Annotated in this window: 25 protein-coding genes; 23 read left to right on the top strand and 2 right to left on the bottom strand. The window is 63.6% G+C overall.

Translation table 11 applies throughout. The annotated features are described in order from the left end of the window. Nucleotides 1-127 precede the first annotated feature (127 nt). Both AAHE99_RS01855 and AAHE99_RS01860 read left to right on the top strand, forming a co-directional pair. Complete coding sequence (locus AAHE99_RS01855; RefSeq protein ID WP_342113798.1) at nucleotides 128-1,990, top strand: hypothetical protein; 1,863 nt, start codon at nucleotides 128-130, stop codon at nucleotides 1,988-1,990. Next, the gene (locus AAHE99_RS01860) at nucleotides 1,990-2,412 is read left to right on the top strand and encodes a GtrA family protein (protein ID WP_342113800.1); all 423 of its coding nucleotides are present in this window, start codon (nucleotides 1,990-1,992) and stop codon (nucleotides 2,410-2,412) included. Before AAHE99_RS01855 ends, AAHE99_RS01860 begins: the two co-directional genes overlap by 1 nt. Here AAHE99_RS01860 and htpG read toward each other — a convergent pair whose 3' ends face one another. After that, nucleotides 2,413-4,293 carry a molecular chaperone HtpG gene (htpG, locus tag AAHE99_RS01865; RefSeq protein WP_342113802.1) on the bottom strand — a complete coding sequence of 627 codons (1,881 nt, stop codon included), beginning with the start codon at nucleotides 4,291-4,293 and terminating at the stop codon, nucleotides 2,413-2,415. A 154-nt stretch (nucleotides 4,294-4,447) separates the two neighbouring features. Here htpG and AAHE99_RS01870 point away from each other — a divergent pair, with 154 nt between their 5' ends. The 21 genes from AAHE99_RS01870 to AAHE99_RS01970 all read left to right on the top strand — a co-directional run bounded on the left by AAHE99_RS01870 (nucleotide 4,448) and on the right by AAHE99_RS01970 (nucleotide 25,362). Next, on the top strand, nucleotides 4,448-6,109 hold the full coding sequence (locus tag AAHE99_RS01870) for a sensor histidine kinase (RefSeq protein ID WP_342113803.1): 1,662 nt from the start codon (nucleotides 4,448-4,450) through the stop codon (nucleotides 6,107-6,109). Between the two features lie 7 nt (nucleotides 6,110-6,116). Continuing rightward, the gene (locus AAHE99_RS01875) at nucleotides 6,117-6,803 is read left to right on the top strand and encodes a response regulator transcription factor (protein WP_342113805.1); all 687 of its coding nucleotides are present in this window, start codon (nucleotides 6,117-6,119) and stop codon (nucleotides 6,801-6,803) included. Nucleotides 6,804-7,050: 247 nt separating this feature from the next. Then, a complete protein-coding gene (locus tag AAHE99_RS01880) occupies nucleotides 7,051-7,194 on the top strand; it encodes a hypothetical protein (RefSeq protein ID WP_342113807.1) in 144 nt (47 codons plus the stop codon). Between the two features lie 70 nt (nucleotides 7,195-7,264). Beyond that, nucleotides 7,265-7,438 (top strand): Flp family type IVb pilin, encoded by a 174-nt coding sequence (locus AAHE99_RS01885; protein ID WP_342113810.1) that lies wholly within the window; start codon nucleotides 7,265-7,267, stop codon nucleotides 7,436-7,438. 73 nt (nucleotides 7,439-7,511) lie between these two features. Next, nucleotides 7,512-7,688, top strand: a complete 177-nt coding sequence (locus AAHE99_RS01890; protein WP_342113812.1) for a Flp family type IVb pilin — start codon at nucleotides 7,512-7,514, stop codon at nucleotides 7,686-7,688. Next, nucleotides 7,685-8,737 carry a phosphatase PAP2 family protein gene (locus tag AAHE99_RS01895; RefSeq protein WP_342113813.1) on the top strand — a complete coding sequence of 351 codons (1,053 nt, stop codon included), beginning with the start codon at nucleotides 7,685-7,687 and terminating at the stop codon, nucleotides 8,735-8,737. Before AAHE99_RS01890 ends, AAHE99_RS01895 begins: the two co-directional genes overlap by 4 nt. After that, on the top strand, nucleotides 8,734-9,318 hold the full coding sequence (locus AAHE99_RS01900) for an A24 family peptidase (RefSeq protein ID WP_342113815.1): 585 nt from the start codon (nucleotides 8,734-8,736) through the stop codon (nucleotides 9,316-9,318). Before AAHE99_RS01895 ends, AAHE99_RS01900 begins: the two co-directional genes overlap by 4 nt. Then, entirely contained in the window at nucleotides 9,315-9,932 is a 618-nt protein-coding gene (locus tag AAHE99_RS01905) for a methyltransferase family protein (protein WP_342113817.1), read from the top strand. The genes AAHE99_RS01900 and AAHE99_RS01905 overlap by 4 nt, the downstream gene beginning before the upstream one ends. 12 nt (nucleotides 9,933-9,944) lie before the next feature. After that, on the top strand, nucleotides 9,945-11,258 hold the full coding sequence (locus AAHE99_RS01910) for an ATP-binding protein (protein WP_342113819.1): 1,314 nt from the start codon (nucleotides 9,945-9,947) through the stop codon (nucleotides 11,256-11,258). A gap of 9 nt (nucleotides 11,259-11,267) precedes the next feature. Beyond that, complete coding sequence (gene cpaB / locus AAHE99_RS01915) at nucleotides 11,268-12,110, top strand: Flp pilus assembly protein CpaB (protein WP_342113821.1); 843 nt, start codon at nucleotides 11,268-11,270, stop codon at nucleotides 12,108-12,110. 13 nt (nucleotides 12,111-12,123) lie between these two features. Next, nucleotides 12,124-13,656, top strand: a complete 1,533-nt coding sequence (locus AAHE99_RS01920; protein ID WP_342113823.1) for a type II and III secretion system protein family protein — start codon at nucleotides 12,124-12,126, stop codon at nucleotides 13,654-13,656. Between the two features lie 9 nt (nucleotides 13,657-13,665). Continuing rightward, entirely contained in the window at nucleotides 13,666-13,941 is a 276-nt protein-coding gene (locus tag AAHE99_RS01925; RefSeq protein WP_342113826.1) for a hypothetical protein, read from the top strand. Nucleotides 13,942-13,950: 9 nt separating this feature from the next. Beyond that, complete coding sequence (locus tag AAHE99_RS01930; RefSeq protein ID WP_342113828.1) at nucleotides 13,951-15,537, top strand: TadE/TadG family type IV pilus assembly protein; 1,587 nt, start codon at nucleotides 13,951-13,953, stop codon at nucleotides 15,535-15,537. Nucleotides 15,538-15,542: 5 nt separating this feature from the next. Continuing rightward, nucleotides 15,543-16,004: a TadE/TadG family type IV pilus assembly protein gene (locus AAHE99_RS01935; protein WP_342113830.1), complete on the top strand. Its 462-nt coding sequence runs from the start codon at nucleotides 15,543-15,545 to the stop codon at nucleotides 16,002-16,004. 7 nt (nucleotides 16,005-16,011) lie between these two features. Then, nucleotides 16,012-16,542, top strand: a complete 531-nt coding sequence (locus tag AAHE99_RS01940; RefSeq protein WP_342113832.1) for a TadE/TadG family type IV pilus assembly protein — start codon at nucleotides 16,012-16,014, stop codon at nucleotides 16,540-16,542. 13 nt (nucleotides 16,543-16,555) lie between these two features. Next, nucleotides 16,556-17,716: an AAA family ATPase gene (locus tag AAHE99_RS01945; protein ID WP_342113834.1), complete on the top strand. Its 1,161-nt coding sequence runs from the start codon at nucleotides 16,556-16,558 to the stop codon at nucleotides 17,714-17,716. A 36-nt stretch (nucleotides 17,717-17,752) separates the two neighbouring features. Beyond that, a complete protein-coding gene (locus tag AAHE99_RS01950) occupies nucleotides 17,753-19,126 on the top strand; it encodes a CpaF family protein (RefSeq protein WP_342113836.1) in 1,374 nt (457 codons plus the stop codon). A 3-nt stretch (nucleotides 19,127-19,129) separates the two neighbouring features. Continuing rightward, complete coding sequence (locus AAHE99_RS01955) at nucleotides 19,130-20,107, top strand: type II secretion system F family protein (RefSeq protein WP_342113839.1); 978 nt, start codon at nucleotides 19,130-19,132, stop codon at nucleotides 20,105-20,107. Nucleotides 20,108-20,116: 9 nt separating this feature from the next. Next, nucleotides 20,117-21,070, top strand: coding sequence for a type II secretion system F family protein (locus tag AAHE99_RS01960; RefSeq protein WP_342113841.1), 954 nt, complete (start codon nucleotides 20,117-20,119; stop codon nucleotides 21,068-21,070). Nucleotides 21,071-21,083: 13 nt separating this feature from the next. Beyond that, on the top strand, nucleotides 21,084-22,340 hold the full coding sequence (locus AAHE99_RS01965) for a LytR C-terminal domain-containing protein (RefSeq protein WP_342113842.1): 1,257 nt from the start codon (nucleotides 21,084-21,086) through the stop codon (nucleotides 22,338-22,340). A 43-nt stretch (nucleotides 22,341-22,383) separates the two neighbouring features. Further along, entirely contained in the window at nucleotides 22,384-25,362 is a 2,979-nt protein-coding gene (locus AAHE99_RS01970; protein ID WP_342113843.1) for a beta strand repeat-containing protein, read from the top strand. Here the strand turns inward: AAHE99_RS01970 and AAHE99_RS01975 are convergent. Further along, nucleotides 25,359-26,795: an aminotransferase-like domain-containing protein gene (locus AAHE99_RS01975; RefSeq protein WP_342113846.1), complete on the bottom strand. Its 1,437-nt coding sequence runs from the start codon at nucleotides 26,793-26,795 to the stop codon at nucleotides 25,359-25,361. The genes AAHE99_RS01970 and AAHE99_RS01975 overlap by 4 nt on opposite strands. Nucleotides 26,796-26,834 lie beyond the last annotated feature (39 nt).

Genomic DNA, 26,834 nt, shown 5'->3' on the forward strand with positions numbered 1-26,834 from the left:
CGCCTATTTTCTGGGCCGATGGCAGCATGGAATGCAATCACCCCAACGCCAGGCCCCTCAGGAAAGCCCGCACGAGCTGCCAGCCAGCCCGCAATCGCTCACGGGCGCCTCCAGTCATCGCACTGCGATGACCATCATGACCATACTTGCGCTATGGCTGGCCAGCCACCCCTGGCGAGGCTTATGGCACGACAGCATCCTGTACGCCGTGCAGGCACTTCGCCGCTTATCGCCTGCGAACTACCAGAACGACCTGTACTTCCTATATGGATCGCAGGACGCGTTCACTGTATTCAGTCCGCTGTACGCCACCTTCATCAAATTGTTTGGCCTGGACAGCGCTGCGCTCCTGCTCCAAGCACTCGGCAGCGGACTTTGGGTTGGCGCCGCCATTTTCCTTTTGCGCGCCATGTTGGGCGGTCTCTCGTTCTGGCTAGGCCTGACGATGCTCATGATATGGCCTGCCAGCTATGGGCCCGATCCAGAGGTCTTCCAGACGGGCGAACCGTTCCTTACGCCGCGCCTCTTTGTAGAAGGCCTGGGCATGCTTGCATTGGGCTGCTTTGTACGCGGACGCTACAAGCTGGGCATGCTGCCAGCGGTTGCTGGGCTGGTATTACATCCCCTTATCGCCATCGGTCCGATCATGGGAGGCATGCTGTTCCTATTCTGGGGCAAGTGGCGGGCCTTGGGCGCTGCATCGACCCTGTTCGCCGCCACTGCGTGGATTGCGACAAGGTCTGGACTTCCCGTATTTGATCGCCTCTCCCTCAGCATGGACGCCGAATGGTTTGCGGTTGTGTCGCAGATCGCCCCGATGGTGAGTTGGAAGGCATGGGAGGCACACGAATGGATCAGCCGCACTCTCGTGGCCCTGTGCCTGGTGCTGGCCGCCGCGCGCCTCTCCAGTGGACTGGCTGCGCGCTTGTTTCTCTGCACCGCCCTGCTAGGCGGGGGCTCCCTGCTGGCGTGCTGGATAGGTACCGGGATTTATGACAACCTGCTGATCATCCAGGTCCAGCCATGGCGCGCGCTGTGGCTGACGCAACTCTGCGCCTGGATTGCACTGGCCTGGCTGCTCGGCCAATTCTGGCAACGCGAACGCTTCATCCAAGCCTTGCTGCTGGCGCTCTGCCTGGCGGCGTTGACGCGCAATACCGTCGGCGGCGCGATTGCATTGTCCGCCGCTGCCGCCCTTTGCTATTACGTACCGCGCCCGCCAGTCCACTGGCCGCGCTGGGGCAACCTGGTGGCACTGGCCAGTGCAGGAGTGCTGCTGATCGCATGGGTACTGGAAGTGTCGCACACGACGAAGGAAATCGCGGCAGAAATTTCATCGCCGGAGCCTTCCTGGCTGGCCGTCTTATGGGTCATGAACGCTTTCAATTTCGGCTTAGGGGCGGCCGCTGGCACCGTCTTATTGTTGGTCGTTTGGCGCTGGTGCGGAAGCCACCGCAAAGGGTTGCAACTGGGCGGCTTTTCCCTGGCTTTCGCCGTCCTGCTCTATGCGGCACTCTATGCGGCCTATCCCGGCAAAGGAAAATATGACTTGTCGCGTGAAGGAAAACTCGCGGTGCAGGCTGCATTCCTGCCGCTGATCCCTCAGCATGCGGTGGTGTACTGGCAAAACAATGTACTGGTCAGCTGGTTCACGCTGCAGCGCTCCGGCTATGCCTCCGTGGCACAGATGATTGGCGTCGTCTTTAACAAGGGTACCGCCATCGAAGGCAAGCGCCGCATGGAGCGCATACAAAGGCTTGGCGGGCTGGACTCCCTTATTGTGCAAAACAATCTGCAGGCAATGAAGGGGGTCAAATCACTGCCTGCCGCGAGTGCCGCTGGCCTGCAATATGTTTGTGCCGATACTGCTCTGGATTTTGTCGTGCTGACGACGCAATTGGGCGGGGCCGTCGCGCAAGCGCAAGATGCGCCTTACGATAAAACCTATTATCTATACGACTGTGCGCGGATGCGCGGAGGTAAGCCATAATGCTCAATAAATCCCAGAGCAATATCGCCCAGTTCCTGCGCTATACAGTCGTTGGCGGCATGGCCTTTGTGGTGGACTTCCTGTCCCTCTACCTTCTGGTGCAGTTTGCCGGCATGCACTATGTAGCCGCCGCCTGCCTGGCTTACCTGGCCGGCATGGTTTGCAACTACATGTGCTCCATCCACTGGGTGTTTGGTTTCCGCCGGGTAGCGCATTGGCAGCACGAATTTGCGATTTTTTTCTCGATCGGAATCGCTGGACTGGTGCTGAATGGTTTGTTGATCAGCCTGGGCGTCGAGGTATTCGGTTTTGCCTACCTGACGGCCAAGCTGTACGCGGGAGCATTGATCCTGCTGTTTAACTTCACCGCGCGCAAGGTGCTGCTGTTTTCAGCCATCACCTTGCAACGCCCGCGAAAGTAGTTATTTCGACAGCAGCATCTCGTTCATGCGCTTGACGAAGGATGCCGGGTCGGCCAGGGTGCCGCCTTCGGCCAGCAGCGCCTGGTCGAACAGGATGTGGGCCCAGTCCTTGAACTTGTCGCTGGCGGCGTCCTCGTATTTCAGGCGCGTCACCAGCGGGTGCTGCGGGTTGATTTCCAGGATGGGCTTGGACTCCGGCGCAGCCTGGCCGGCGGCCTTCAGCATGCGCAGCAGGTTGCCAGACAGTTCGTGTTCGTCCGCCACCAGGCAGGCCGGCGAATCGGTCAGGCGGAAGGTGACGCGCACTTCCTTGGCCTTGTCGGCCAGTGCTTCCTTCATCTTGCCAACCAGTTCCTGGTACTGGGTTTCGGTCTCGGCGTGTTCCTTCTTTTCCGCCTCGTCTTCCATGGCGCCCAGGTCCAGGCCGCCCTTGGCCACGGAATGCAGCTCCTTGCCTTCGAAATCGTTCAGGAAGGACAGCATCCACTCATCGACGCGGTCGGTCAGCAACAGCACTTCGACGCCCTTCTTGCGGAAGATTTCCAGGTGCGGCGAGTTCTTGGCGGCGGCGAAGCTGTCGGCGGTAACGTAGAAGATCTTGTCCTGGCCTTCCTTCATGCGGCCGATATAGGCTTCCAGCGACACGTCCTGCACCTCGCCCTCATTATGGGTCGAGGCGAAGCGCAGCAGCTTGGCCAGGCGGTCCTTGTTGGCGAAGTCTTCGCCGATGCCCTCTTTCAGCACCTGGCCGAATTCGCTCCAGAAGGTGGCGTACTTGTCCTTCTTTTCCTGCTCGTCGGCATTGGCCAGTTCTTCCAGCATGCCCAGCACGCGCTTGGTGGAGCCTTCGCGGATCGCCTTCACGTCGCGCGACTCCTGCAGGATTTCACGCGACACGTTCAGCGGCAGGTCGGCCGAATCGATGACGCCTTTGACAAAGCGCAGGTAGGTCGGCATCAGCTGCTCGGCATCGTCCATGATGAACACGCGCTTGACGTACAGCTTGATGCCGCCGCGCTTGTTGCGGTCCCACAGGTCGAACGGCGCCTTGGCCGGGATGTACAGCAGCTGGGTGTATTCGCTGCGGCCTTCGACCCGGTTATGGGTATAGGTCAGCGGCGCGCCGAAATCGTGCGACACGTGCTTGTAGAACTCCTCGTACTGTTCCTGGGTGATGTCGTTCCGGTTGCGGGCCCACAGGGCGCTGGCCTGGTTGATGGCGGCCGGCGCCTCGGCGCCTTCCTTCTTCATCAGGATGGGCAGGGAAATGTGGTCGGAGTACTTGCGGATGATGGATTCCAGCTTCCACTCGTTCAGCAGTTCGTCCTCGCCTTCGCGCAGGTGCAGGATGATGTCGGTGCCGCGGCCGGCCTTCTCGATCTGCTCGACCGAGTAGTCGCCCTCGCCCGCCGATTCCCAGCGTACGCCTTCGCTGGCGTCCAGGCCGGCGCGGCGCGATTCAACGGTGATCTTGTCGGCCACGATAAAGCCGGAGTAAAAGCCCACGCCGAACTGGCCGATCAGGGCGGCATCCTTCTGCTGGTCGCCGGACAGGCGGCCGAAGAATTCCTTGGTGCCCGACTTGGCGATGGTGCCCAGGTGGGAAATCGCCTCCTCGCGGCTCATGCCGATGCCGTTGTCGGAAATGGTGATGGTGCGGGCTTCCTTGTCGAAGCTGACGTGAATTTTCAGTTCATGGTCATTGCCATACAAGGTGTCGTTATTGATCGCCTCGAAACGCAGCTTGTCGGCCGCATCGGATGCGTTCGACACCAGCTCGCGCAGGAAAATTTCCTTGTTCGAATACAGCGAATGGATCATCAGCTGCAGCAGCTGCTTGACTTCCGCCTGGAACCCCATGGTTTGTTTATTTTCTGTCATATTCTCTGTCTGATCAGGAAGTGCTTAGGAACCATCCATATAGGGCCGCCAGGCGCCATTTCAAGGGCCCGGCAACGTTTCAAAAATACAACTTGTGATGGACAAGCAGTTATCATTCTCTTAGCATGGTATTAACAGAAGCACCGGAGATACTGTGACCAACGAAGGCCTGTTGCACGCCAATCTGCCGAAGGATACTTCGGATGCTTCCATGGTGCGCTGGATGCGCCTGGTCCTGGCAGTGGCTTGCCTGTTCACCCTGGTGGTGGAGCCGGCCGGCCGCCTGGATTTCCTGTCATTAGGCGTGTTCCTGGCCTACCTGCTGCAAAGCGTGACCCTGCTGCTGCTGGCCAACCGCTCGATCCTGGTGCGCAGCAAGCTGGTGTACTGGCTCGACGTCGGCTGGTTCACCCTGATGGTCTACGTCACCGGCGGCAATTCCAGCTTCTACTTCCTACTGTTCTTCTTTGCCATCCTGACTTCGGCCTTCAGCCACGGCTTCGAGGAAGGCGCCCGCATCACCATGGTGGCCTCGCTGGCCTTCGCCCTGACCTCGTTCTACACCCACAGCGACTCCGAAATGGCGCTGCTGATGCTGCGCGCCACCTTCCTGCTGGCCCTGGGCTATATGATCGCGCATTGGGGCGGCATGGCCATGATCCAGCGCCAGCGTATGGGCTTGCTGCATGCGGTGAGCCAGATGTCCAACCCGCGCTTTGGCGTCGACCGCACCATCAGCTCCGTGCTCGAGCAGACCCGCCAGTTTTACCGTGCCCACAGCTGCATCCTGCTGATGCACGACAACAGTGCCGCCAGCTGGACTTTGCGCTCGGCCAACGCGGCCAATGCGGGCCGCCCCATCCATGCCAGCAACCTGGCGCCGGACGCCGCCGCGCCGCTGCTGGTCTGCGGCGAGGACGCTATCCTGCTGCTGCGCCAGCCGCGCGGGCGCTGGCTGCGCCGCCAGATGCAGCTGAAAAGCTATGACGCCGAACACCACCGCTGGGTGGCGGTCGAATCGGAATCGGGCGAAACCTTGGCCGAACTGCTCGATGCGCTGTCCCTGATAGCCGTCCCACTGCCATTGCGGCGCGGCTCGGGCCGCCTGATCGTAGTGTCGCAGCGCCACCATTTCAGCCGCTCGGACGCCCTGTTCCTGCTGCAGATCGCGGCCCAGGCTTTCCCGGTGATCGAAAACATCGAACTACTTGACCGCATGGCGTCGGAAGCGGTGCTGCGCGAACGCGAGCGCATCGCCCGCGACTTGCACGATACAACCATCCAGCCGTATATCGGCCTGCGCCATGGCGTGTCCGGCATCCGCCTCAAGGCCGATCCCGGCAATCCGCTGGTGCCGGACCTCGACAACCTGCTGGATATGACCTCGCAGGTGATCCGCGACTTGCGCAACTACGCCAAGAGCCTGCGCGGCGGGCTGGAAATGAAGGAACCGGAACTGCTGATCGCGCTGCGCCGGCAAGCGACGCAGGTGCGCCAGTTCTACGACGTCCACATCAACGTGGAAACCAAGGGTGAGTTGCATATGAGCGACCGCCTGGCCGCCGAAGTGTTCCAGATCGTCAATGAAGGGATGAGCAATATCTGCAAGCACACCACGGCGCGCAACGGCTTTATCGAACTGGCCTGCGCCGCCGGCCAGCTCACGGTGCGGATTGAGAATGAATGTTCAGGCCAGCCAGTGCTAGACTTTACTCCTAGCTCGATCGCCGAGCGCGCTGCCGCCCTGGGCGGCATGGCGCGCGTGCAGCGCGGCCGCCAGAACAACACTGCAGTACAGATCGTGATTCCGGTGTGAGGTGCATATGGGGCTTGATAAACGAATCCGCATCATGCTGGTCGATGACCACAAGACCCTGCTGTGGGGCCTGGGTAAGCTGATTGAAAGCGAGGCCAGCCACATGATCGTGGTGGGCGCGGCGCGCGACTGCGACAGTGCGCTGGCCATGGCCGATGAAGTGATCCCCGACGTGATCCTGCTGGACCTGGACCTGGGCGGCACCAGCTCGCTCGACATCATGCCGCGCCTGATGGCCTGCAACCAGGGCGCGCGCGTACTGGTACTGTCGGGCACGCGCGACCGCGAACTGCTGGACAAAGCCGTGATGCTGGGCGCGCGCGGCGTGGTCAGCAAGGATGAGCCGGCGGAAACCGTGCTCAAGGCGATCGAGAAAGTCCATGAAGGCGAACTGTGGCTGGACGGCGTGATGCTGAGCCGCGTATTCGAAGCCATGCGCAATCCGCAAGCCACGCGGCGCCAGGATCCCGACATGGACAAGATTGCCCAGCTCACCGCCAAGGAGCGCCGGATCTGTAGCCTGATTGCCACAGGTGGGGGGGCCGTAAATAAGGCTTTGGCGCAACAGTTGTTTATTTCCGAGCACACTTTGCGCAACCATTTGACCGCGATTTATCACAAGCTGGGCGTGTCAAACCGCCTGGATCTCTACGTTTTTGCTACCAAGCACAGGCTCGACCAGGCCGACCTGTAGCGTCAACTTTGCCCACTAGCCCTACCGGCAGTGGCGCCAAAAATCTTTCTATCTACACATCTTCATTGAGCCGGGACAAATGTCCCGATTTGTCACAGAAAAAAGTGACAGCTGTCCTGCCCACAAAAGGACAGATGTTTGATGGAAGTCAAAACGCCCAAGCCTAAAGTGAACTCATCAGCACGGCAGACATGTCGGCTGAGACTAGAACCAGGCAAGGCCAACACAACCATGTCCGGAGTACAGAATGCGTGATCCACTGTTACCGCCAGCAATCGCAAGCTTCATTACAGATGAGCGCGGCAGCATGTTCTACGAATATGTACTTGTAGCCTCACTGACAGTTGTCGTCGGCATCATTGTGCTTCTAGCGCTTGGAAAAGGCAGGTGAAGCGGGCACTGTTCCGTGGAGCTGCAAACACTTTGGTGCACCACTCTAACTAGTACTGAAAGGAATCATCATGAAAGCCATTCAAAAATTCATCCGCGATGAACAAGGTGTAACCGCTATCGAGTATGGCCTGATTGCCGCCCTGATTGCCGTTGTGATCATCGCTGCCGTGAAGATCATCGGCACCGAGCTGGACAAAACTTTCGACAAAATCGGCACCGAGCTCAAAGCCGCCAACAGCTAACAGCATGTGCCTGTGCCTGGGGTTGCCCCCCCCGCTTCCCCAGGCGTTTTTTTAACTTGCCGGGAGGATGATCGTGAAGTCCGCCATCCAACGTTTCATCCGCAACGAGCACGCAGTTTCTGCCATTGAATATGCCCTGCTGGGCGGGCTGATTGCCGTCGTGATCGTAATCAGCGTCAATTTTGTCGGCACGCAGCTGCGTACCCTGTTCGAATACGTTTCCACCGAAGTTTCCAAGGCCATGTCATGAGCGCTGTACTCACCACGCCCAGTGCGGCCCGCAGCGCCTTGCTACGCAAGCTGTATGCCGAGCACGCCGTACTGATCGCCGTCGTGGCCTTGCACTTTTCCCTGGCCTTGGCATTGGCCTGGGCCTTCCCTGAAAAATACCACCAGAACCTGGGACTGGGCGGCTACCTGGGTAGCCTGGCCATGGGCTTGGTGTTTGCACTGTGCGGCTACACGATCTATGTCATGTTGTTCAAACGCCCGGCGCGCCTGGTGCACTATCTGTATCAGAACCTGCGCGCCTACTTGAGCGTCGAGCGCTTGCTGTTCGCGCTGCCCGTGCTGGCCCTCATCCCCCTGTTCGCCACCAGCTTCACCGTGGTGAAAGCCGCCGTACCGATGTTCCAGCCTTTCGCCTGGGATGCGCGCCTCGCCGCCGCCGACGCGTGGCTGCATTTCGGACGCCAGCCATGGGAATGGCTGCAGCCGGTGTTCGGCCATCCGGTCATGACTGCCATCGTCAACTATAACTACCACCTGTGGTTCTTCATCATGCTGTCGTGCGTGTACTGGCTGGCCTTCAATATGGAGCGCCGCACCTTGCGCATGCAGTTCCTGCTCAGCTTTGTCGTGAGCTGGATTGTGCTGGGAAATGTGGTGGCATTGATGTTTTCGTCCGTCGGCCCGTGCTTCTACGGTTTCGTCGTGCCAGGCGCCGACCCTTTCGCGGCGCAGTTGGCGGCGCTGCGCGAAGCCGACCAGTCCATCCCGGTACTGGCACTGCAAGTGCAGGACATGCTCTGGAACGACTTCAACACCCACGCCGGTACGAACGCGCTAAGTATTGCCGCCATGCCCAGCATGCATGTGGGCACCGCCGTCTTGCTTGCCTTGCTGGGTTGGCGCCTGAACCGCGCAGCAGGAATCGCACTCACCGTGTTTGCCATGCTGGTCATGATCGGTTCGGTGCACCTGGCCTGGCATTACGCGCTGGATGGCTATGCCGGCGGACTGGGTGCATGGATCATCTGGCACGCCTGCGGCCGCATCGTCCAACGGAGCGCACCATGATGGACCTCCGTAGCGCCCTGCCCGCGCTGCTGCTGGCCGGCCTGCTGGCCTGGGCGGTAGCGACCGATGTGCGCAGCCGCCGCATACCCAACCAGCTGGTACTGGCAGGCATGCTGGCGGGCCTGGCGCTGCAGGCCACTGTGACGCCGGGCGCCGGCTTGTTCAGCGTGCCGTTTGGCGCCATTGGCCTGCTGAAAGGCGCGGCCGGCATGGTGCTTGGCCTGTTCCTGCTACTGCCTATGTATGCGCTGGGCGCCATGGGTGCTGGCGACGTGAAGCTGATGGCCGCCATCGGCGCCTTCCTCGGCCCGCTCGACACGCTCGGCGCCGGTCTGTCCAGCGTGCTGGCGGGCGGCGTGCTGGCGCTGCTGGTGGCGCTGTTCCAGGGCAGCCTGCGCAAGGTGGGCTCCAATGTCAAGGTGATGGTGCTTGGCAGCGTCTTGCGCAGCATGTCGGGTGGCAGCGCCCGCGTCGATGCGCCGGTTGCCGCCACTGGCCAGTTGCCCTATGCCGTGGCGATTGCCACCGGTACTGTTGCCTACCTGTTGCTGACCCGTTACCTCGGCTGGAGCATACTATGAACACGACCAATATCCTGGCTTCGCGCGCCGTCAACGTGCTGGCCACCACGGCCCTGGCCTGCGTCTGGCTGCTGTTCTCCGCTGCCCACCTGCGCGCTTTCCAGAACTCGGGCGACTGGACCTACCTGCTGTTCGTCGCTTCCGAAACCCTGGTCGCCGTCCTGTTCGTACTGCGCTCGGAGCCGGCCGCCGTGTCGCACTCGCCGCTCGACTGGGCGCTGGCCATCATGTCGACCGGCGCCCCCTTCCTCTTCATTCCATCCACCGAAGGCGTACTGCCGGCCGGACGTGCGCTGATCGTCGCTGCCGTGCTCTTGCAGATTGCCGGCCTGTTATCGCTGAATCGCAGCTTCGGCCTGGTCGCGGCACGGCGCGAAATCAAGACCACGGGACTGTACCGCGTGATTCGCCATCCGCTGTATGCCAGCTATTTGCTGAGCTATATCGGCTACGTGCTGTCGAATACCAGCATCAGCAACATCGTGGCCTGCCTGGCAGCTGCCGCGCTGCTGGTGGCGCGCCTGCACCGCGAAGAGCGCTTCCTCGCGCTCGACAGCAATTACGTCCTGTATATGCGGCGCGTAAAGTACCGCGTCCTGCCGATGGTATTTTGAAAGGGGGCTGCCATGCCTGCCGATTTTGAAGAACCAAGCAAGCGCCCCTGGGCCGACGACCCGCTGCGGGTTCCTGCGCCGCGCACGGTGGAAGAGACCGGCCTGCCCTTCCTGCTGCTGGTGGAACTGACTTCCAAGATCCTGTACCAGCGCGGCCAGGTCAAGCTGAATGAGCTGGCCAGCCACCTCAAGCTGCCGCTGTCGGTACTGGACCCGGTGATCGCCTTCATGCGCACCGAGAAGCTGATCGAGATGATGCGCCGCGGGATCAGCAACACCGATGCCGACATCGTCTACAACCTGACCGACATCGGCCGCGCCCGCGCTGCCGAATTCGTGCGGCGCGACGCCTACGCCGGCGCGGCCCCGGTCACCTTTGCCGACTACGCCGAGCGGGTAAAAGGCAATAGCGTGGCCAATATGCGCATCAAGCGCGACCATATCCGTAAAGTATTCGACGGTATTGTCGCCAGTCCTGCGGTGCTGGACCAGTTGGGCGCCGCGATGAATTCCGGCCGCGCCATTTTCGTGCACGGCCCGGCCGGCAGCGGCAAGACCTACCTGGCCGAGCGCTTGAACGGGCTGCTGCATGGCCAGATCGCCGTTCCGCACGCACTGCTGGTGGACGGCGACATCATCCCCGTGTTCGACCCCGTGGTGCATACCGCAATTGAGGATATTGCGCCACCAGGCATGCTGTTCGACCGACGCTCACCGCGCGACCAGCGCTGGGTACGTAGCCAGCGCCCTTCCGTGATTACCGGCGGCGAACTGACGCTCGATATGCTGGACTTGCGCTTCGATCCCGCCACCCGCCTGTACCAGGCGCCGCCCCACCTGAAAGCCAACGGCGGCATCTTCATCATCGACGACCTGGGCCGCCAGCGCTGCTCGCCGGTGGAGCTGATGAACCGCTGGATCGTGCCGATGGATCGCCAGGTCGACTACCTGTCGCTGCAGAACGGCTACAAGTTCCCGGTGCCGTTCGATGTGGTGGTGATCTTCTCGTCGAACCTGCCGCCGGAATCGCTGGCCGATGGTTCCTTCCTGCGCCGCCTGGGCTACAAGATCCATGTCGGCCCGCTGCAGCCGGAGCAATACGAAACCGTGTTCCGCCAGGTGTGCCAGCGCTACTCGGTGCCGTTCGAGGCCGAAACCTTTGCCTGGCTGATGCGCCACCACCAGTTGCAGCAGCGGCCCCTGATGGCCTGCTACCCACGCGACCTGGTCTCGCAGCTGCGCGACCTGGCCGCCTACGAAGGACGCCTGCCCACCCTCGATGTCGATGCGCTGGAATGGGCCTGGAACAACTATTTTGCGGCATAGGGGAAAATCATGAGGAATACGCGAGCAATGATCATGATGGTGGTAGCCATCGGCCTGGCCTTCGTGGCTGTGGTGGTGGCGGCGCGCTGGATCAACGCCCAAGCCACCACAGCCACCGCCAAAGTGGCGGTGGCCCAGGTTGACATCAGCCTGGGCGCCCGCATCACGCCGGACATGATCCGGCTGGTGGACTGGCCGGCCTCGGTGCAGCCGCCCGGCGCCATCAAGGACGACAAGCTGCTCGAGTCGCGCGTCACCAAGAGCAGCATCACGCGCGGCGAACCGATCCTGGAAACCAAGCTGGCGCCGCCCGGCACCCAGGGCGGCCTGTCGGCGGTGGTGGCCGAAGGCAAGCGCGCCATGACGGTGCGCGTCAACGACGTGGTGGGCGTAGCCGGCTTTGCCCTGCCCGGCAACTACGTCGACATCCTGGTCAACACCCAGGAAGAAGGCAGCCGCAGCGGCGGCAAGGACCCGACCATTTCCAAGATCGTGCTGGAGCGCATCCTGGTGCTGGCCGTGGCGCAGGAATCCTCTCGCGACGAGACCAAGCCAAAGGTGGTCAATGCGGTGACGCTGGAACTGACACCGGAACAAGTGGAAAAGCTGGACCTGGCGCGCAGCGTCGGCAGCCTGTCGCTGGTGCTGCGCAACCAGATCGACCCCAATCCGGTGCTGACCAAGGGCGCCACCAAGACTACCTTGCTGGGCGCGCAGGTCGCGGCAGCGCCGGCGCCCAAGGCTGAAGCCCCCAAGCCCGCCGCCCCGGTACGCAAGGTGGCCAATGTGCCGCCGCCAGGCGTCAAAGTAGAGTTGATCAAAGGACTGGATCGCAGCAGCCAACAATTCTGAACGGAGCCTACCCATGAAAAGAATAAGCACCGCTGTACCGGCCATCTGTGGCGCCCTGCTGGTCCTGCCCGCCCTGCCCATGCCTGCCGCCGCCCAGGTGGCTGCCGAAGCGGCCGTGGTCACGCAGAAGCCCAAGATCAAGGCCCGGGGCACGCTGGAGGCAAAGAAACCGGAACAGGGTTCGATGCCGGTGGCTGAAGGCCGTACCGAGCTGGCCCCGGCCATGCAGCTGGCCGAGGGCAAGTCCAGCATCGTGCGCCTGCAGCATCCGGCGGCGCGGGTGGCAGTGGGCGATGCGCGCATTGCCGACGTGATCCTGCTCAATCCGAAAGAACTGTACATGCTGGGCCGTACCGTCGGCACCACCAACCTGATCCTGTGGCAAAAGACCGGCGACACCATCATCGCCGACCTGACCGTCAGCACCGACGTGGTGACGCTGCAGGATGGCATCGACAAGCTGACCGGCCAGAAAGGCATGGTCAAGGTGACCCCGGCGGCCGACTCCATCATGCTGAGCGGCGTGGTGCCGGACGTGGTGGTGGCCGACCATGTGCTGCAGCTGTCCAACGCCTACGTCACGCGGCCACGCCCGGCCGCCGGCGGCGCCGCGCCTGCTGGCGGTGCCGAAGGGGCGACCTCGATCAAGATTATCAATATGATGACGATCGCCGCACCGCAGCAGGTCATGCTGGAAGTGAAGGTGGCCGAAGTGTCCAAATCGCTGGTCGACCAGCTGGGCGCCAGCATCGGCGCCAGCCATGCGATCGGCAACTGGACCTACACCCTGCTGTCGAACCTGCTGACCGGCAATCCGGGCCTGCTGGACGCCTTCAACAAACGCAACGGCAACTTTCTCACCATCGACGCGCAGAAGCGCGACGGCCTGGTCAAGATGCTGGCCGAACCGAACGTGATGGCCATCAGCGGCCAGGAAGCCAGCTTCCTGGCTGGCGGCCGCATCTACATCCCAGTGGCCTCCACACCGGAAGGTGGCTTTACCCGCATCACCCTGGAAGAGAAGGAATTCGGGGTGGCGGTGCGCTTCACGCCGACGGTGCTGGCGGATGGCCGCATTAACCTGAAAGTGGCGCCGGAGGTATCGGAACTGAACAAGGAAGGCGTGGGCATTACCGCCGCCGGCATCACGGGCGGCGCCATCCTGCCTTCGTTCACCACGCGCCGCGCCTCCACCGTGGTGCAGCTGTACGACGGCCAGAGCTTTGCCATCGGCGGATTAATCAAGAACAACTCCAGCACCAATATCAAGGCCGTGCCCGTGCTCGGGGAAGTACCGGTGCTGGGCGCCCTGTTCCGCTCCAACGACTTCCAGAACGACCGCACCGAGCTGGTGTTCGTGGTCACGCCACGCCTGGTCAAACCGCTGCCGCCGGACTTCGCCGAGCGCCTGCCGACCGCCCAGGTGACCGATCCGGAACGCGTTTCCCGCATCTTCAACGGCAAGATGGAAGGCCCCGCACCGCAGGGCAGCAAGCCACAGAACCCACCCGCCAAGCCTGCCGGCGGCGGCTTTGACCTGAACTAGGAGGGCACCATGAACCATCGCTACTACCTGCGCGCCGGCTCCGTCCTGCTGCCGCTGGCGCTGGCCGCCTGCAGCGCGCCCGCGCCGCATACCGACCAGGTGCTGGGCCACTCGCTGACCGACATGAAGAATGCCCAGGTCATCAATCCGGCCGCCGACCGCAATATGGCAACGGTGTCGGGCATGCCTGCCAGTACCGCCAAGCTGGGCTACGACCAGTACACCAAATCGTTCAAAGCGCCGGAGAAGAACACCGGCGGCTTCACCCTTGGCCTGGGCAAGTAGGAGGGCGCCATGCGCAAGCCCGTCCCCAATCGACACCAGCAGCGCGGCTCCGTCGCCGTGATGACGGGCTTGATGCTGATGCTGGTCCTGATCCCGGTGTCCGGCCTGGTCATCGACTTGGGCCACCTGTACATCGTCAAGACCGAACTGCAGAACATGGCCGATTCGGCTGCCCTGGCGGCCGGCAAAGACCTCGACAATACCGATGCGGGGCTGGACAAGGCGGTCGCTTCCGGCATTGCGCTGGCCAGCAAGAACCGCTACGACTTTGGCCGGACCATGACGATGACGTCCGCCAATTTCCGTTTCGCCGACAACCCCGAAGGACCGTGGTACACGCTGGCGCAAAGCAAGGGCAACGCCACCGGCCGCACGTTCGTCGAAGTCGATACCCGCAGCGGCGGCAATGGCGGCGCCTCCACCACGATCAATACGTGGCTGATGAGAATTGCCGGCGACAACAGCACCTCGACCTACAGCATTGCCGTGGCCGGGCGCTTCGTCAACACCGTGACGCCGATCGGAATCTGCGCCATCGACCCGACCCGCCGCACAGCCAACTACAACTACGGCGCCTTCACAGAAATCGTCGAATATGGTTTCCGCCGCGGCATGTCGTATAACCTGTTCGGCCTGGGTACGCTGGGTGGCGCCAGCTCCGACCCTTACACCATCAACCCCATCAACTCGCCGCCAACTTGTGTCCCGGCCAACTCCTCGACCAATGTGACCGCCCCCTTCATCTGTGCGGGCAACAGCGCCGTGCTGCCGACCGGCATCGGCCAGGTGTACACCAATACCGGTGTGGCTGCCACGCTGTCGAAAGCCTTCAATTCGCGCTTTAACGACTATTCCGGCGGCTCCAAGTGCGACCCGGCTACCGCGCCGCCAGACAAGAATATCCAGCCCTTCAGTTCCGGCGCCGGCAATCCGCCGGCCAACTGGCAGGACTCCGGCGGCACCAGCCTGCCCAGCCAGATGTCGATCAACACCGTCACCGATCCTGTCAAGAGCGGCCTGAAGACGCCAGCCTATGCCCTGCCTCATGAAGCCACGGCCAAGGGCACCGATATCTGGCCCTCGATCTCCTTCGACCGAGGCGCCCTGGTCAACTCGCCGCAAGCCAGCTATGCCGGGCATGGCGTGACCTGGGCCTACACCCCGGCCGTGCAGTCCGACGGCAGCACCGCCATTTTGCCGGCGCAGGCCAACAGCACCAAGACCACCAGCAAGATGTATGGTTCGCTCGGCACGGCGATCGACTACATCAAGGAGAGCGGTACCGACAAATACCCCGACACCGTGGGTAACGGCTTTACCTCGCAATACGCGGCTCCCTACAACCAGGCCAGCGGACCAACCTTCCTGGCGCCCACCGGCCGACCCGGCGTCGAAGACCGCCGCATCCTGAATATCGTCCTGATCGACTGCAGCAAGCCGCCAACCGGCAGCGCCTCCTGCGGCGTGATGGACGCCGTCGGCATCGGCAAGTTCTTCATGCTGAAACCGGCCGACATTGCCGCGAACGAACTGTTCCTGGAATTTACGGGCCTGGTGGAACCGGTGCCCTCGTCCGAAGTCAAACTGTATAAGTGAACGCCATGCGCACCCGTCCATCAAACCAGCAATCCGGCGCCGCCCTGATCGAATTCGCGCTGGTGGCGTCCCTGCTGGTCCTGCTGCTGGCGGGCACCTGGGAGCTGGGACGCGCCTTTGCCTATTACGACGCGCTATCCAAGGCCACCCGCGACGGCGCCCGCTATATGAGCGTGGCCAAGAAGGCCGGCATCAAGACCATCTCGGTCGGCAAGGCGCAGGACCTGGTGGCGGCCGCCGCCACCGCGGCCAAGGTGCCCGACTTCAACAGCAGCAAGGTGCTGGTTACCTGCATCGACTCCACCAACAAGGAGACTCCCGACTGTGCCGATAACGAAGCACCGGCCAGCATCCGCGTCGAGATCGTCAACTATAAAGTCAGCATCGGCCAGACCATTCCGCTGATCGGCAATTCGGTGCGCAACATTTACCTGACACCGCGCACCACCATGCGCTATATGCTGTGAGGATGCCATGCGAGCCAGCCCATTGCTGCCTTCCCTGAAACGCCAGCGCGGCGCCGCCGCGGTGGAATTCGCCCTGATCGGCGGGCTGCTGATTGCGCTGATCTACGCCATATTCGAATTCAGCCGCATGCTGTTCGTCTACAGCAGCATGCAGGAAATCACCCGTCGCGGCGCGCGCGAAGCCACCGTGCGCTGGGTCGACCAAACCAGCACCATCAAGCGGCTGGCCCTGTTCGGCTCCACCACGCTGCCCGGCGGTCCGGAAGTTACCGACGCAAATATTTTCATCCGCTACCTGCAAGCCAACGGCATCGATGAAGTGACCACTACACCGCTCGACGCCGGCGACAACCTGGCCGCCTGCATCGACGCCACCCGCACCACGGAATGCATCATGTACGTGGAAGTTTCGGTCCAAAACGTGGTTTACACGCCCGTGATTTTCAAACCCGGCAAGATGAGCGTCTCGAAAATAGCGACCACCCTGCCACGGGCCACCACCACCGTCTACGCCGAAAGCATGGGCTTTGCCAACTAGATAGAGACCTATCATGAAGATCACCGCCATCTCCAGCAACGATAAGCAACTGTTCGAGATTGCCCGCATCCTGCGCGAACGCAGCCAGTCCGACCAGGTGGACGTGCTGCCTGGCCTGCTGGAAAAGCTGCCGCGTTTCGAGAGCGGCTCACCGGACCTGCTGCTGGTGGCGCAGCCGCTGCTGAATGGCGACGACCTGGACCGGCTGGAAACCCTGAGCGCCCAGTATCCCGACATGGCGGTGATCCTGGCCTGCACCCAGCAGACCCCCGACTTCCTGCTGCAGGCGATGCGCGCCGGCGTGCGCGAAGTGATGCCGATGCCGATCGATGGCAACGCGCTGCAGGCTGCCGTGCGCCGCATCGACGACAAGCGCAGCTACAGCACGCGCGCGCTGGGCAAGGTACTGGCGTTCATCTCCTGCAAGGGCGGCAGCGGCGCCACCTTCCTGGCCACCAACCTGGGTTACGCGCTGGCCGCGGCCGAGAGCAAGAAGGTGGCCCTGTTCGACCTCAACCTGCAGTTCGGCGACGCCTCCCTGTTCGTCTCGGACCAGCGCCCGGCCGCCAGCGTGGCCAGCGTGGCGCAGCAGATCCATCGCCTGGACGCCTCGCTGCTGTTTTCCAGCATGGTGCAGGTAACCCCGAACTTCCACGTGCTGGCGGCGCCGGACGACCCGACCCAGGCCAACGACGTGCACCCCGAACATGTGGACGCCCTGCTGCGCCTGGCGCGCCAGCACTACGATTTCGTCCTGCTCGACATCGGCCGCAGCCTGGACGCCGTTTCGGTGCGCGCGCTGGACCAGGCCGACATGATCTTCCCCATCCTGCAGGCCACGCTGCCGTATATCCGCGACGGCAAACGGCTGCTGCAAGTTTTTCGCTCGCTTGACTATCGCAAGGACAAAATCCACCTGATCGTCAATCGCCATTCGAACAGTGGCGACATCCGCCTGCGCGACTGCGAACAAGCCTACGGCATGGACATGTACCGCACCATTCCGAACCACTATGAAGCCGCAGCAGCCTCGGTCAACCAGGGCGTGCCGATCCTGCAGCTGCAGCGCACCAGTCCGATTTCCAAAGCATTGCAGGACCTGGCGCGTACCCTTGCCGGCGACAGCGCGAGCGAATCGCGCGGCTGGCTGTCCCGCATTCTCCAGCGCGCCTAGCCCCCAGGAACGCAATAAAAAACCACGGAGCCGATCATGCAGATCCCAGCCCAAACCCTCCGCAACCGCCTTGGCGCCACGCCGCCTGTCAATGGCAACGTCGCCAGCCTGCGTAATGCCGACGCGATTGACAACCGCGCCTACCAGCAGCTCAAGCACCGCATCCACCAGACCCTGCTCGACCGGGTCGACCTGGAAGGCATGCAGCGCCTGACCCAGGACCAGATCCGCGACGAACTGAAGATCCTGGTGGAGCGCCTGCTGGAAGAGAACATGGTGGTGATCAACGACAGCGAGCGGCGTACGCTGACGCGCGACATCCAGTACGAGGTGCTGGGTTTCGGGCCGCTGGAGCCGCTGTTGGCCGACCCCAATGTATCGGACATCCTGGTCAACGGGGCGCGCCAGGTCTATGTCGAGCGCAAGGGCTGCCTGGAACTGACCTCGGTCAGCTTCAACGATGACGCCCACTTGATGAAGATCATCGACAAGATCGTCTCGCGCGTGGGACGCCGCATCGACGAATCGAGTCCGATGGTGGATGCCCGCCTGCCCGACGGCTCGCGCGTCAACGCCATCATCCCGCCGCTGGCGATCGACGGCCCGGTGCTGTCGATCCGGCGCTTTTCGGCCGATCCACTCGGTCTGCAGGAGCTGATCAGCTTCAACTCGATGACCGAGGCCATGGCCACCATCCTGCAGGCGCTGGGCAAGAGCAAGGTGAACATCCTGATCTCGGGCGGTACCGGTTCCGGCAAGACCACCATGCTGAACGCCATTTCCGGCTACATCAGCCACAGCGAACGCATCGTCACCATCGAAGATGCGGCCGAACTGCAGCTGCAGCAGCCGCACATCGTGCGCCTGGAAACGCGGCCACCCAATATCGAAGGCAAGGGCGAGGTGACGCAGCGCGCCCTGGTCCGCAACGCACTGCGCATGCGCCCCGACCGCATCATCCTGGGCGAGGTGCGCGGCGCCGAGGCGCTGGACATGCTGCAGGCCATGAACACCGGCCACGAAGGTTCGATGGCGACCATCCACGCCAACACCCCGCGCGACGCACTGACCCGCCTGGAAAACATGATCAGCATGGGCGCCGCCGGCCTGCCGGTGAAAGCCATGCGCCAGCAGATCTCTTCCGCCATCGGCGTGGTGGTGCAGGTGGCGCGCCTGACCGACGGCAAGCGCAAGCTGATGTCGATCCAGGAGATCACCGGCATGGAAGGCGAAATGATCACCATGCAGGAGATCTTCTGCTTCAAGCAGACCAGCGTCGGCGCCGACGGCTCGGTGCAGGGCTACTTCAGCGCCACCGGGGTGCGGCCGCGCTTCGGCGAACGCCTGCGCACTTTCGGCGTCAGCCTGGCCGACGACATGTTCGACCCTACCATGCAAAAGAGGATGTAAGTCATGGACTATCTCTACTACATTACCGGCATCCTGGTGTTCGTGGCGGTGGTGCTGCTGATTGAGGGCATGTACCTGACCTGGAACTCGGCCAAGGGTCCGGAGGCCGAGCGCATCGCGCGTCGCCTGCGCATGATGTCGGCCGGCGGCCACACGGGCGGCGAAAACCAGTCAATGATCAAGAAGCGCCTGCTGAGCGAATCCCCGCTGCTCCAGCGCCTGCTACTGCAGATGCCGCGCGTGAGCCAGGTCGACCGCCTGCTGGAGCAATCGGGCCTGACCTGGACGGTATCGGACCTGATCGTGCTGTCCGTGATCTGCCCGGTACTGGTGGGCGGCCTGACGCTCTATCTGAACCTGCCGCTGTTTGCCGTATTGGGGCTGATGGCCTTTTCCATCAGCCTGCCGCTGCTCTGGGTGATCAACCAAAAGACCAAGCGGCTGCAGAAAGTCGACCATCAGTTGCCCGATGCGCTGGACCTGATCGGCCGCGCCCTGCGCGCCGGCCATGCATTCCCTACCGCCATGAAAATGGTGGGCGACGAAATGAGCGAGCCGATTGCCGACGAATTCCGCATCACGTTCGACGAAGTCAACTTCGGCATCTCCATGCACGACGCGCTGATGAACCTGGCCACGCGCGTGCCCAGCACCGACCTGCGCTACTTCGTGATCGCGGTGCTGATCCAGCGCGAGACCGGCGGCAACCTGGCCGAACTGCTGGACAACATCAGCCGCATCGTGCGCGAGCGCATCAAGCTGCTGGGCCAGATCCGCGTGCTGTCGGCCGAGGGAAAAATGTCGGCCTGGGTACTGGGGCTGCTGCCCTTCGGCGCGGGCCTGATGATCCAGCTCACCAACCCCGGCTTCCTGTCGGTGCTGTACACCGACCCGGCCGGTCGCAAGATGGTGGCCACCGCCATCATGATGATGATTGCCGGCGTATTCGTCATGCGCAAGATTATCCGGATTCGCGTCTAGGAGATTGAGATGACTTTAATTCAAATCGCCTTCCTCGCCCTGGTGTTCCTGCTGGTGTTCGGCAGCGCCTACCTGGTCATGTCGCGCTTCAGCACCGACCCGGTGCAAGGCCGCCTGAAACAGGTGACGGAACGGCCAAGCACGGCACGCCGCCGCGAACGCATCAATCCAAACCTGCTGGCGCGCATCGCCGCCATGCTGGCGCCGATCGCCAAACTGTCCGGCGCCGAAACGGAAGAATGGGAGAAGTCTGCGCTGCGCACACGCTTCATGAATGCGGGGCTGCGCCATTCGTCGATGGGTGTGCTGTATTTCGCGGCGAAAACCACGCTGGCGATTATCCTGCCACTGGCTATGTATGGTGCGCTGGTATTGATGAACTCTCGCATGACTGGCAACAGCCTGATGTTCTGGTTGTTGCTGGCTGCCGGCACCGGCTATTACCTGCCGAACATTCTGCTGCACTATGCAATCCAGCGCCGCCAGCTGGAAATTTTCGAATCCTTCCCCGATGCGCTGGACTTGCTGACCGTGTGCGTGGAAGCCGGCCTGGCGATGGACGCGGCCCTGCTGCGGGTAGGCGACGAGATCGGCATCAAGAGCCCGATCCTGGCCGATGAACTGCACCTGGTGACGCTCGAACTGCGCGCCGGCCTGGCCAAGGAGCGCGCGCTGCGCAACCTGGCGCTGCGTACCGGGGTGGAGGATGTCGATGCGCTGGTCGCCATGCTGATCCAGGCCGAGCGCTTCGGCACCAGCATCGCCGATTCGCTGCGCGTGCAGTCGGACCAGCTGCGCACACGGCGCCGCCAGCGTGCCGAGGAAGCCGCCGCCAAGATTGCCTTGAAATTGCTGTTCCCTTTGATTTTCTTTATCTTCCCATCGCTGCTGGTGGTACTGATGGGGCCTGCCTTCATTTCCATCTATCGCGTGCTGTTGCCAACGATGGCCGGCAACGGCTAAGAAAGGATTCGCCATGATCAAGCTCAAGCCAATCGCGTTGGCCGTAGTGGGTTGCGGCCTTCTGCAAGCGTGCAATGCTCCTACCGCACAGCGGCCGCTGGCCGTATCGCCGGTGGTGCGCGGCGATATGCCGGGCAACCAGGCCGCCAGCTGGAACCGGCTGGCGCGCTTCCATCACGAACGCGGCCAGCTGGCACTGGCGCTGGGGGCGTATGCGCAATCGCTGGCGCTGGATGCGAACCAGCTGGAGGCGCGCAACGCGGTGGCGGTGCTGGAGGCGCAGCAGGGCAACCTGGAGTCGGCCCGGCGCGCCCTGGTGGCGCTGGTCAATGACTATCCGGGCGAAGCCCAGCCGCACACCAACCTGGGCTATGTCCAGCACCTGATGGGCGACCATGCCGGGGCCGCCAAGACCTTGCGCCGGGCCATGGCGCTGGGCGCCGGGCCGAAAGCGTTCCAGAACCTGCAGCTGGCGGAAGCCTCGCTGCGCAACGCACCAATGCCGGCCGCCGACGAGCCGCAAATCGCCGCCGCACCGGCCGCGGCGGCTGCGCCAGCGGTCGTAGCCAGCGCACCAGGCGTTGTCACGGTAACCGAAACAGCAGCCGCACGTTCTGCGGCGATCCCGCCTGCGCAAACCGCCGCCGCGGCCGCCGCCACGCCTGCCGTGGCGACGGTGACCCCGGCGGCGGATGCGCAGACCACGGCGCCTGTCGCCGCCGTCCCGCGCAAGGAACCGCAGCTGCTGACCGTCATCCCCAGCTCCGCCCGCGAGATCGGCAGCCATATGGAACTGGTCAAGGTAGCCTCCAACGTCTTCGAGCTGAAGACCCGCCCCGCGCCCGAACCTGTGGCCGCCCCTGTCGCACCGGCGCTGGCCGTTGCCGCACCCAAGCCTGCCGCGCAAGCCGTGCCGCAAGCGTCCAAGCTGCGCATGGCCCGCCTGGAAGTCTCCAACGGCAACGGCGTCACCGGCATGGCGCGCCGCTTCCGCCACCTGCTGGGCGCCATGGGCATCCCGGTCGACCGCCTGAGCAACGACAAGCCATACAAGCAGGTCGCCACCACCATCCAGTACAGCCCGGGCTTTGAAAAGCAGGCCGCCAGCCTGCAGAAAGCCCTGCAAGGCAAGGCGCAGCTGACCAGCAAACAGCTGACCGCCAGCGACGTACGCCTGGTGCTGGGCAAGGATGCCAGCCAAAGCCTGACCGCAGCTACCGAAGCCGCCGGCCTGTCGCTGGTAGCCCTGCACGACGACGACAACAACTAAAAAGGGGTCGCACATGTTGACGCAATTGAGGACGAACAGCCTGATGAACTTCCTGGTCGCCTGCCTGCTGGCACTCGTGCTGGCGGCATGCGGTGGTGGCGGCAGCAACGACGGATGCCAGAACATCGACCCGTCGCGCACAAGCGCTTTGCCCGGTTGCGGCGGCAGCACCAGTCCCGGCACTGGCGGCACGCCGACCACCGAGGGCACGCTGACGCTGGCCATGACAGACTCCGGCGGAGCGCCTTTCAATGCGCTGACACCTGCCAAAGGGGCCAAACTGACCGCGGTGCTGAAAAACGCCCAGGGCCAGGCTGTGGCGAATGCGGTGATCGCCTTCACCAGCACCGACCCGAGCGCCGTGTTCTCGCCGAGCAGCGGCACCGCGCTGACCGACTCCAGCGGCGCCGCCAGCGTGCAACTGGCGGCGGGCACCGTGGCCGGCGCATTCACCATCACAGCCACCTACAGCGCCACGCCAACGATCAAGGGCACGGCCAGCTATACCGTGTCCTTCCCGACCGGTAACGCCCCCAGCATCGCGCTGTCGATGACCGATACCAGCGGCGCCGCCACCAACGCCCTGACGCCATCCAAGGGCGCCAAGCTGACCGCCCTGCTGAAAAACAGCCAGGGCCAGGCCATCGCCAACGCGGTCGTCGCCTTCACCAGCACCGACAGCAGCGCCGTATTCACGCCGACCTCCGGCAGCGCACTGACCGATGCCAACGGCATGGCCAGCGTCCAGCTGGCGGCCGGCACCCAGGCCGGCGCCTATACCGTCACCGCCACCTATGCCGCCAGCGCGCCGGCCACCAAGGCCAGCGCCAACTACACGGTCAGCTTCGCCGGCAGCAGCGAGAGCGCCTCGACCATGGCGCTGGCGATGACCGACAGCAGCGGCGCCGCCTTTAACGCCCTGACGCCATCCAAAGGCGCCAGCGTGAGCGCCACGCTGAAGAACAACCAGAACCTGCCGATTGCCGGCGCCCTGGTCACCTTCAGCAGCACTGACGGCACGGCAGTGCTGAACACCCCTACCGCCCTGACCGACGCCAGCGGCGTCGCGCGCACCCAGCTGGGGGCCGGTGCACTGGCCGGAGCCTTTACCCTGAACGCCAGCTACGGCAGCGGCAGCAGCAGCGCGCGCGCTTCGGCCAACTATACGGTCAGCCTGCCGGGCGGCAGCAACGCCCCTACCGTGGTACTGGCCATGCTGGACAACAGCGGCGCCGCCTTCAATGCGCTGACCCCGACGCGGCCGGCACGCCTGCAGGCCACCGTCCGCGACAACCAGGGCCTGGCGGTGCCTAATGCCGTGGTGACCTTTACCAGCACCGATTTGTCGGGGGTATTCTCGCCCGCCACCGGCACTGCGCTGACCGATGCCAGCGGCGTCGCCAGCGTGCAGCTGGCCGCCGGCAGCCAGGCTGGCGCCTTTACCGCCAGCGCCGCAACGACCGTCAGTGGCAGCAATCTCAGGGTATCGAGCGGCTACACGGTCACCTTCCCGGTCGTGAGCTTCAGCACCATGTCGTTCAACCCCACCTCGGTGCCGGCCGGCGGCAACGCCAGCATCACCATCTCCTTGCAGAGCGGCGGTGCGCCATATACCCAGCCGGTTGCCGTCAGCTTCACCTCCTCCTGCGTCGCCTCCGGCAAAGCCACCATCGGCACGCCGGTCGTCACGCAAGGCGGTGTCGCCATCGCCAGCTATACCGACAAAGGCTGTGCCGCGACCGACACCGTGACCGCCACGGCCATCCTGCCGAACGCCACCCTTAGCGCCAGCGGCAACGTGACGGTGCTGCCGCCATCGGTCGGTTCGATCAAGTTTGTCGGCGTCGACACCGCCAATATCGCGCTGAAGGGCACCGGCGGCCCGGGCCGCCCGGAATCGGCCACGGTCAAATTCCAGCTGTTCGACACCAATGGCTCGGCCCTGTCGGGACGCATGGTCAATTTCACCTTCTCCGACAGCGGCACCACCACCACGACCGGCGGCTTGAGCCTCAGTCCAGCCGCCGTCGTCTCCGCCGCCGACGGCACCGTGACCACAACGGTGAGCAATGGCGTGCAGCCTACATCGGTGCGCGTGGTGGCCAAGGTCGCCAACAGCAATCCGCCGCTGACCACCGTCTCCAGCTTGCTGGTGGTATCGAACGGCGTGCCGGACCAGGCGCACTTCTCGCTATCCACCGCCATCGGCAACTGCGAAGGCTGGGTCATCGACCAGCTGTGCAGCACGGTCAAAGTCATCCTGGGCGACCACTTCGGCAACCCGGTCCCGGATGGCACGGCGGTCAACTTCACGGCGGAAGGCGGCAATATCGGCGCCTCCTGCGTGACCAAGGATGGCCTCTGCACGGTGCCGCTGTACTCGGCGAACCCGCGCCCGACCGGCGGCCGCGTCACCATCATGGCCTTCGCGCTGGGCGAGGAAAACCTGATCGACAACAACGGCAATAATACCTACGACGCCGGCGATACCTTCCTCGACAAGAGCCCTGACATCTACCGCGACGATAATGAAAACGGCCGCTGGGATGCCGGCGAGGCTTGCGTTGGCCCCAACTCCAACGGCCTGTGCACCACGGCCGGCGACGGAGTCTACAACGGCGTATTGCGCTCGCCGCAGCAGCCGAGCAACCAGACCTTGTATGTATCGTCGGCGCTGGTGCAGCAATTCAGCACCAGCAGCGCAAATATCGCCATCGCGCCAGCCACCACGATCAGTTGCTCGCCTGGCGCCGCGGTCGACGTCGTGGTACTGGTCAGCGATTTGAACGGCCTCATGATGCCGGCCGGCTCCACCATCAAGTTTGAAACGACCAACGGTGGCGGCACCTTCCCGGCCGGAGCGATCGTACCGAACGTGGTGCTTGGAGTTGGCCAGCCGCTGTCGATCCCGACATATAACGTCACCATCAGCTGTCCACTAGTCGATAACCCGGGCCGCTTCATCGTCACGGTGACGTCGCCAAGCGGAGTCCAAACCTCCGCCTCGCGCAACATCGATTAAGTACGGCCCAGTTCGCGCTGCAGGAACCGCCAGATTTCCGGTGCCTGCAGCGCGGCGATATTCAGGCGCATGTAGCGCGACGGCAGCTGGCTTGGCGAGAACAGGCTACCCGGCGCCAGCAGCAATCCCTCCGCCATGGCCTTCTCGGTCAGCACATTGGTGTCGCACCCCGCATCCACCCACACGAACATGCCCGCCGGCGGCGCGCTGGCGATGCGCATGCCGGTCTTTTCCAGCTGCCGCACGACGCGCGCACGCAGGCCGTCCAGCCGCGCGCGCATGCGCTCCGTGTGCTTGCGGTAGCTGCCTTCCGACAGCACCTTGTGCACCACCCGCTCGCCGATATCGCTGGTGGTCAGGGTCTGCAGCATCTTGCGGTCGGCCAGGCGCAGCGCCAGTTCCTCCGAAGTGGCGATAAAGCCGACGCGCAGGTTGGCCGCCATGGTCTTGGAGAAGCCGCCCAGGTAGATCACGCGCTTCAGCTGGTCCAGCGCCGCCATGCGCGTGGCCGGCTGCACGCTGCTGCCCGGGTGCAGGTCGCAGTAGATATCGTCCTCCACGATGGTGATGCCGTGCTCCTCGGCGATGCGCAGGATCTGGAACGCCTTGGCTGCCGACAGCGAGGTGGAGCTGGGGTTGTGCAGCACCGAGTTGATCACGTACAGCTTGGGCTTGTGGATGGCGGCCAGTTCGGCCAGCTGCGCGATGTCGGGCCCGTCGGCCAGGCGCGGGATGCCGATCACGCGCGCCCCCAGCGCCGCAAAGGAGCCGAACATCAGGAACCAGGCCGGATCGTCCACGAACACCGTATCGCCGGGACGTGTGAACTCGCGCGCCACCATGTCCAGCGCCTGGGTCACGCCGGCCGTGGTCACGATCTGTTCCGGCGCGGCGCCGATTTCCAATTCCGCCAGCTTGTGCTGCAGGTGCTGGCGCAGCGGCAGATAACCCTGCGGCACGCCGTAATTCAGCAGGATGCTGCTGTGCTGGCGGCTGATAGCGCGCAGCGCATTGCCGATCGCCACCCCGTCCAGCCAGTCCGCCGGCAGCACGCCTGTACCGGGCATGTACTGGTGCGGCACGGTACGGAACATATTGCGCACCAGCCACACCACGTCCAGCGAGTGGGTGCTGTCGGGCGGCGCCAGGCCGGCCGCGCTGGCCGACGGCTGCGGCGCCTGCAGCGGCGCGCGGTCGCGGATGAAGAAGCCGGCGCCGCGCCGCGACTCAAGGTAGCCGCGCGCCACCAGCTTGTCGTAGGCCCCCACCACGGTGAACGGCGACACGCCGTGGCTGGTGGCGAACTGGCGGATGGACGGCATGCGCGTGCCGGCGCGCAGCACGCGGTCATCGATGCGGGCGGCCACGCTGCGCACGATCTGGTCGCTGAGCGACTCCCCGCCTTCGCGGGATAACAGGATTGTATTGGTCATATCACCATCACAGTGCGTGAAATTATCCGTGCAAGTGTA

Source organism: Pseudoduganella sp. OTU4001, assembly GCF_038440195.1.
Classification (GTDB): domain Bacteria; phylum Pseudomonadota; class Gammaproteobacteria; order Burkholderiales; family Burkholderiaceae_D; genus Rugamonas.

Excerpts from the sequence above, each read along its gene's own strand:
- AAHE99_RS01900 (WP_342113815.1), top strand. The coding sequence starts at position 8,734 with ATGATGGACCTCCGTAGCGCCCTGCCCGCGCTGCTGCTGGCCGGCCTG.
- AAHE99_RS01910 (WP_342113819.1), top strand. The coding sequence starts at position 9,945 with ATGCCTGCCGATTTTGAAGAACCAAGCAAGCGCCCCTGGGCCGACGAC.
- AAHE99_RS01875 (WP_342113805.1), top strand. The coding sequence starts at position 6,117 with ATGGGGCTTGATAAACGAATCCGCATCATGCTGGTCGATGACCACAAG.
- AAHE99_RS01925 (WP_342113826.1), top strand. The coding sequence starts at position 13,666 with ATGAACCATCGCTACTACCTGCGCGCCGGCTCCGTCCTGCTGCCGCTG.
- AAHE99_RS01930 (WP_342113828.1), top strand. The coding sequence starts at position 13,951 with ATGCGCAAGCCCGTCCCCAATCGACACCAGCAGCGCGGCTCCGTCGCC.
- AAHE99_RS01955 (WP_342113839.1), top strand. The coding sequence starts at position 19,130 with ATGGACTATCTCTACTACATTACCGGCATCCTGGTGTTCGTGGCGGTG.
- AAHE99_RS01935 (WP_342113830.1), top strand. The coding sequence starts at position 15,543 with ATGCGCACCCGTCCATCAAACCAGCAATCCGGCGCCGCCCTGATCGAA.
- AAHE99_RS01920 (WP_342113823.1), top strand. The coding sequence starts at position 12,124 with ATGAAAAGAATAAGCACCGCTGTACCGGCCATCTGTGGCGCCCTGCTG.
- AAHE99_RS01975 (WP_342113846.1), bottom strand. The coding sequence starts at position 26,795 with ATGACCAATACAATCCTGTTATCCCGCGAAGGCGGGGAGTCGCTCAGC.
- AAHE99_RS01895 (WP_342113813.1), top strand. The coding sequence starts at position 7,685 with ATGAGCGCTGTACTCACCACGCCCAGTGCGGCCCGCAGCGCCTTGCTA.
- AAHE99_RS01855 (WP_342113798.1), top strand. The coding sequence starts at position 128 with ATGACCATCATGACCATACTTGCGCTATGGCTGGCCAGCCACCCCTGG.
- AAHE99_RS01945 (WP_342113834.1), top strand. The coding sequence starts at position 16,556 with ATGAAGATCACCGCCATCTCCAGCAACGATAAGCAACTGTTCGAGATT.
- AAHE99_RS01965 (WP_342113842.1), top strand. The coding sequence starts at position 21,084 with ATGATCAAGCTCAAGCCAATCGCGTTGGCCGTAGTGGGTTGCGGCCTT.
- AAHE99_RS01885 (WP_342113810.1), top strand. The coding sequence starts at position 7,265 with ATGAAAGCCATTCAAAAATTCATCCGCGATGAACAAGGTGTAACCGCT.
- AAHE99_RS01860 (WP_342113800.1), top strand. The coding sequence starts at position 1,990 with ATGCTCAATAAATCCCAGAGCAATATCGCCCAGTTCCTGCGCTATACA.
- AAHE99_RS01950 (WP_342113836.1), top strand. The coding sequence starts at position 17,753 with ATGCAGATCCCAGCCCAAACCCTCCGCAACCGCCTTGGCGCCACGCCG.
- htpG (WP_342113802.1), bottom strand. The coding sequence starts at position 4,293 with ATGACAGAAAATAAACAAACCATGGGGTTCCAGGCGGAAGTCAAGCAG.
- AAHE99_RS01880 (WP_342113807.1), top strand. The coding sequence starts at position 7,051 with ATGCGTGATCCACTGTTACCGCCAGCAATCGCAAGCTTCATTACAGAT.
- AAHE99_RS01960 (WP_342113841.1), top strand. The coding sequence starts at position 20,117 with ATGACTTTAATTCAAATCGCCTTCCTCGCCCTGGTGTTCCTGCTGGTG.
- AAHE99_RS01970 (WP_342113843.1), top strand. The coding sequence starts at position 22,384 with ATGAACTTCCTGGTCGCCTGCCTGCTGGCACTCGTGCTGGCGGCATGC.
- AAHE99_RS01940 (WP_342113832.1), top strand. The coding sequence starts at position 16,012 with ATGCGAGCCAGCCCATTGCTGCCTTCCCTGAAACGCCAGCGCGGCGCC.
- cpaB (WP_342113821.1), top strand. The coding sequence starts at position 11,268 with ATGAGGAATACGCGAGCAATGATCATGATGGTGGTAGCCATCGGCCTG.
- AAHE99_RS01905 (WP_342113817.1), top strand. The coding sequence starts at position 9,315 with ATGAACACGACCAATATCCTGGCTTCGCGCGCCGTCAACGTGCTGGCC.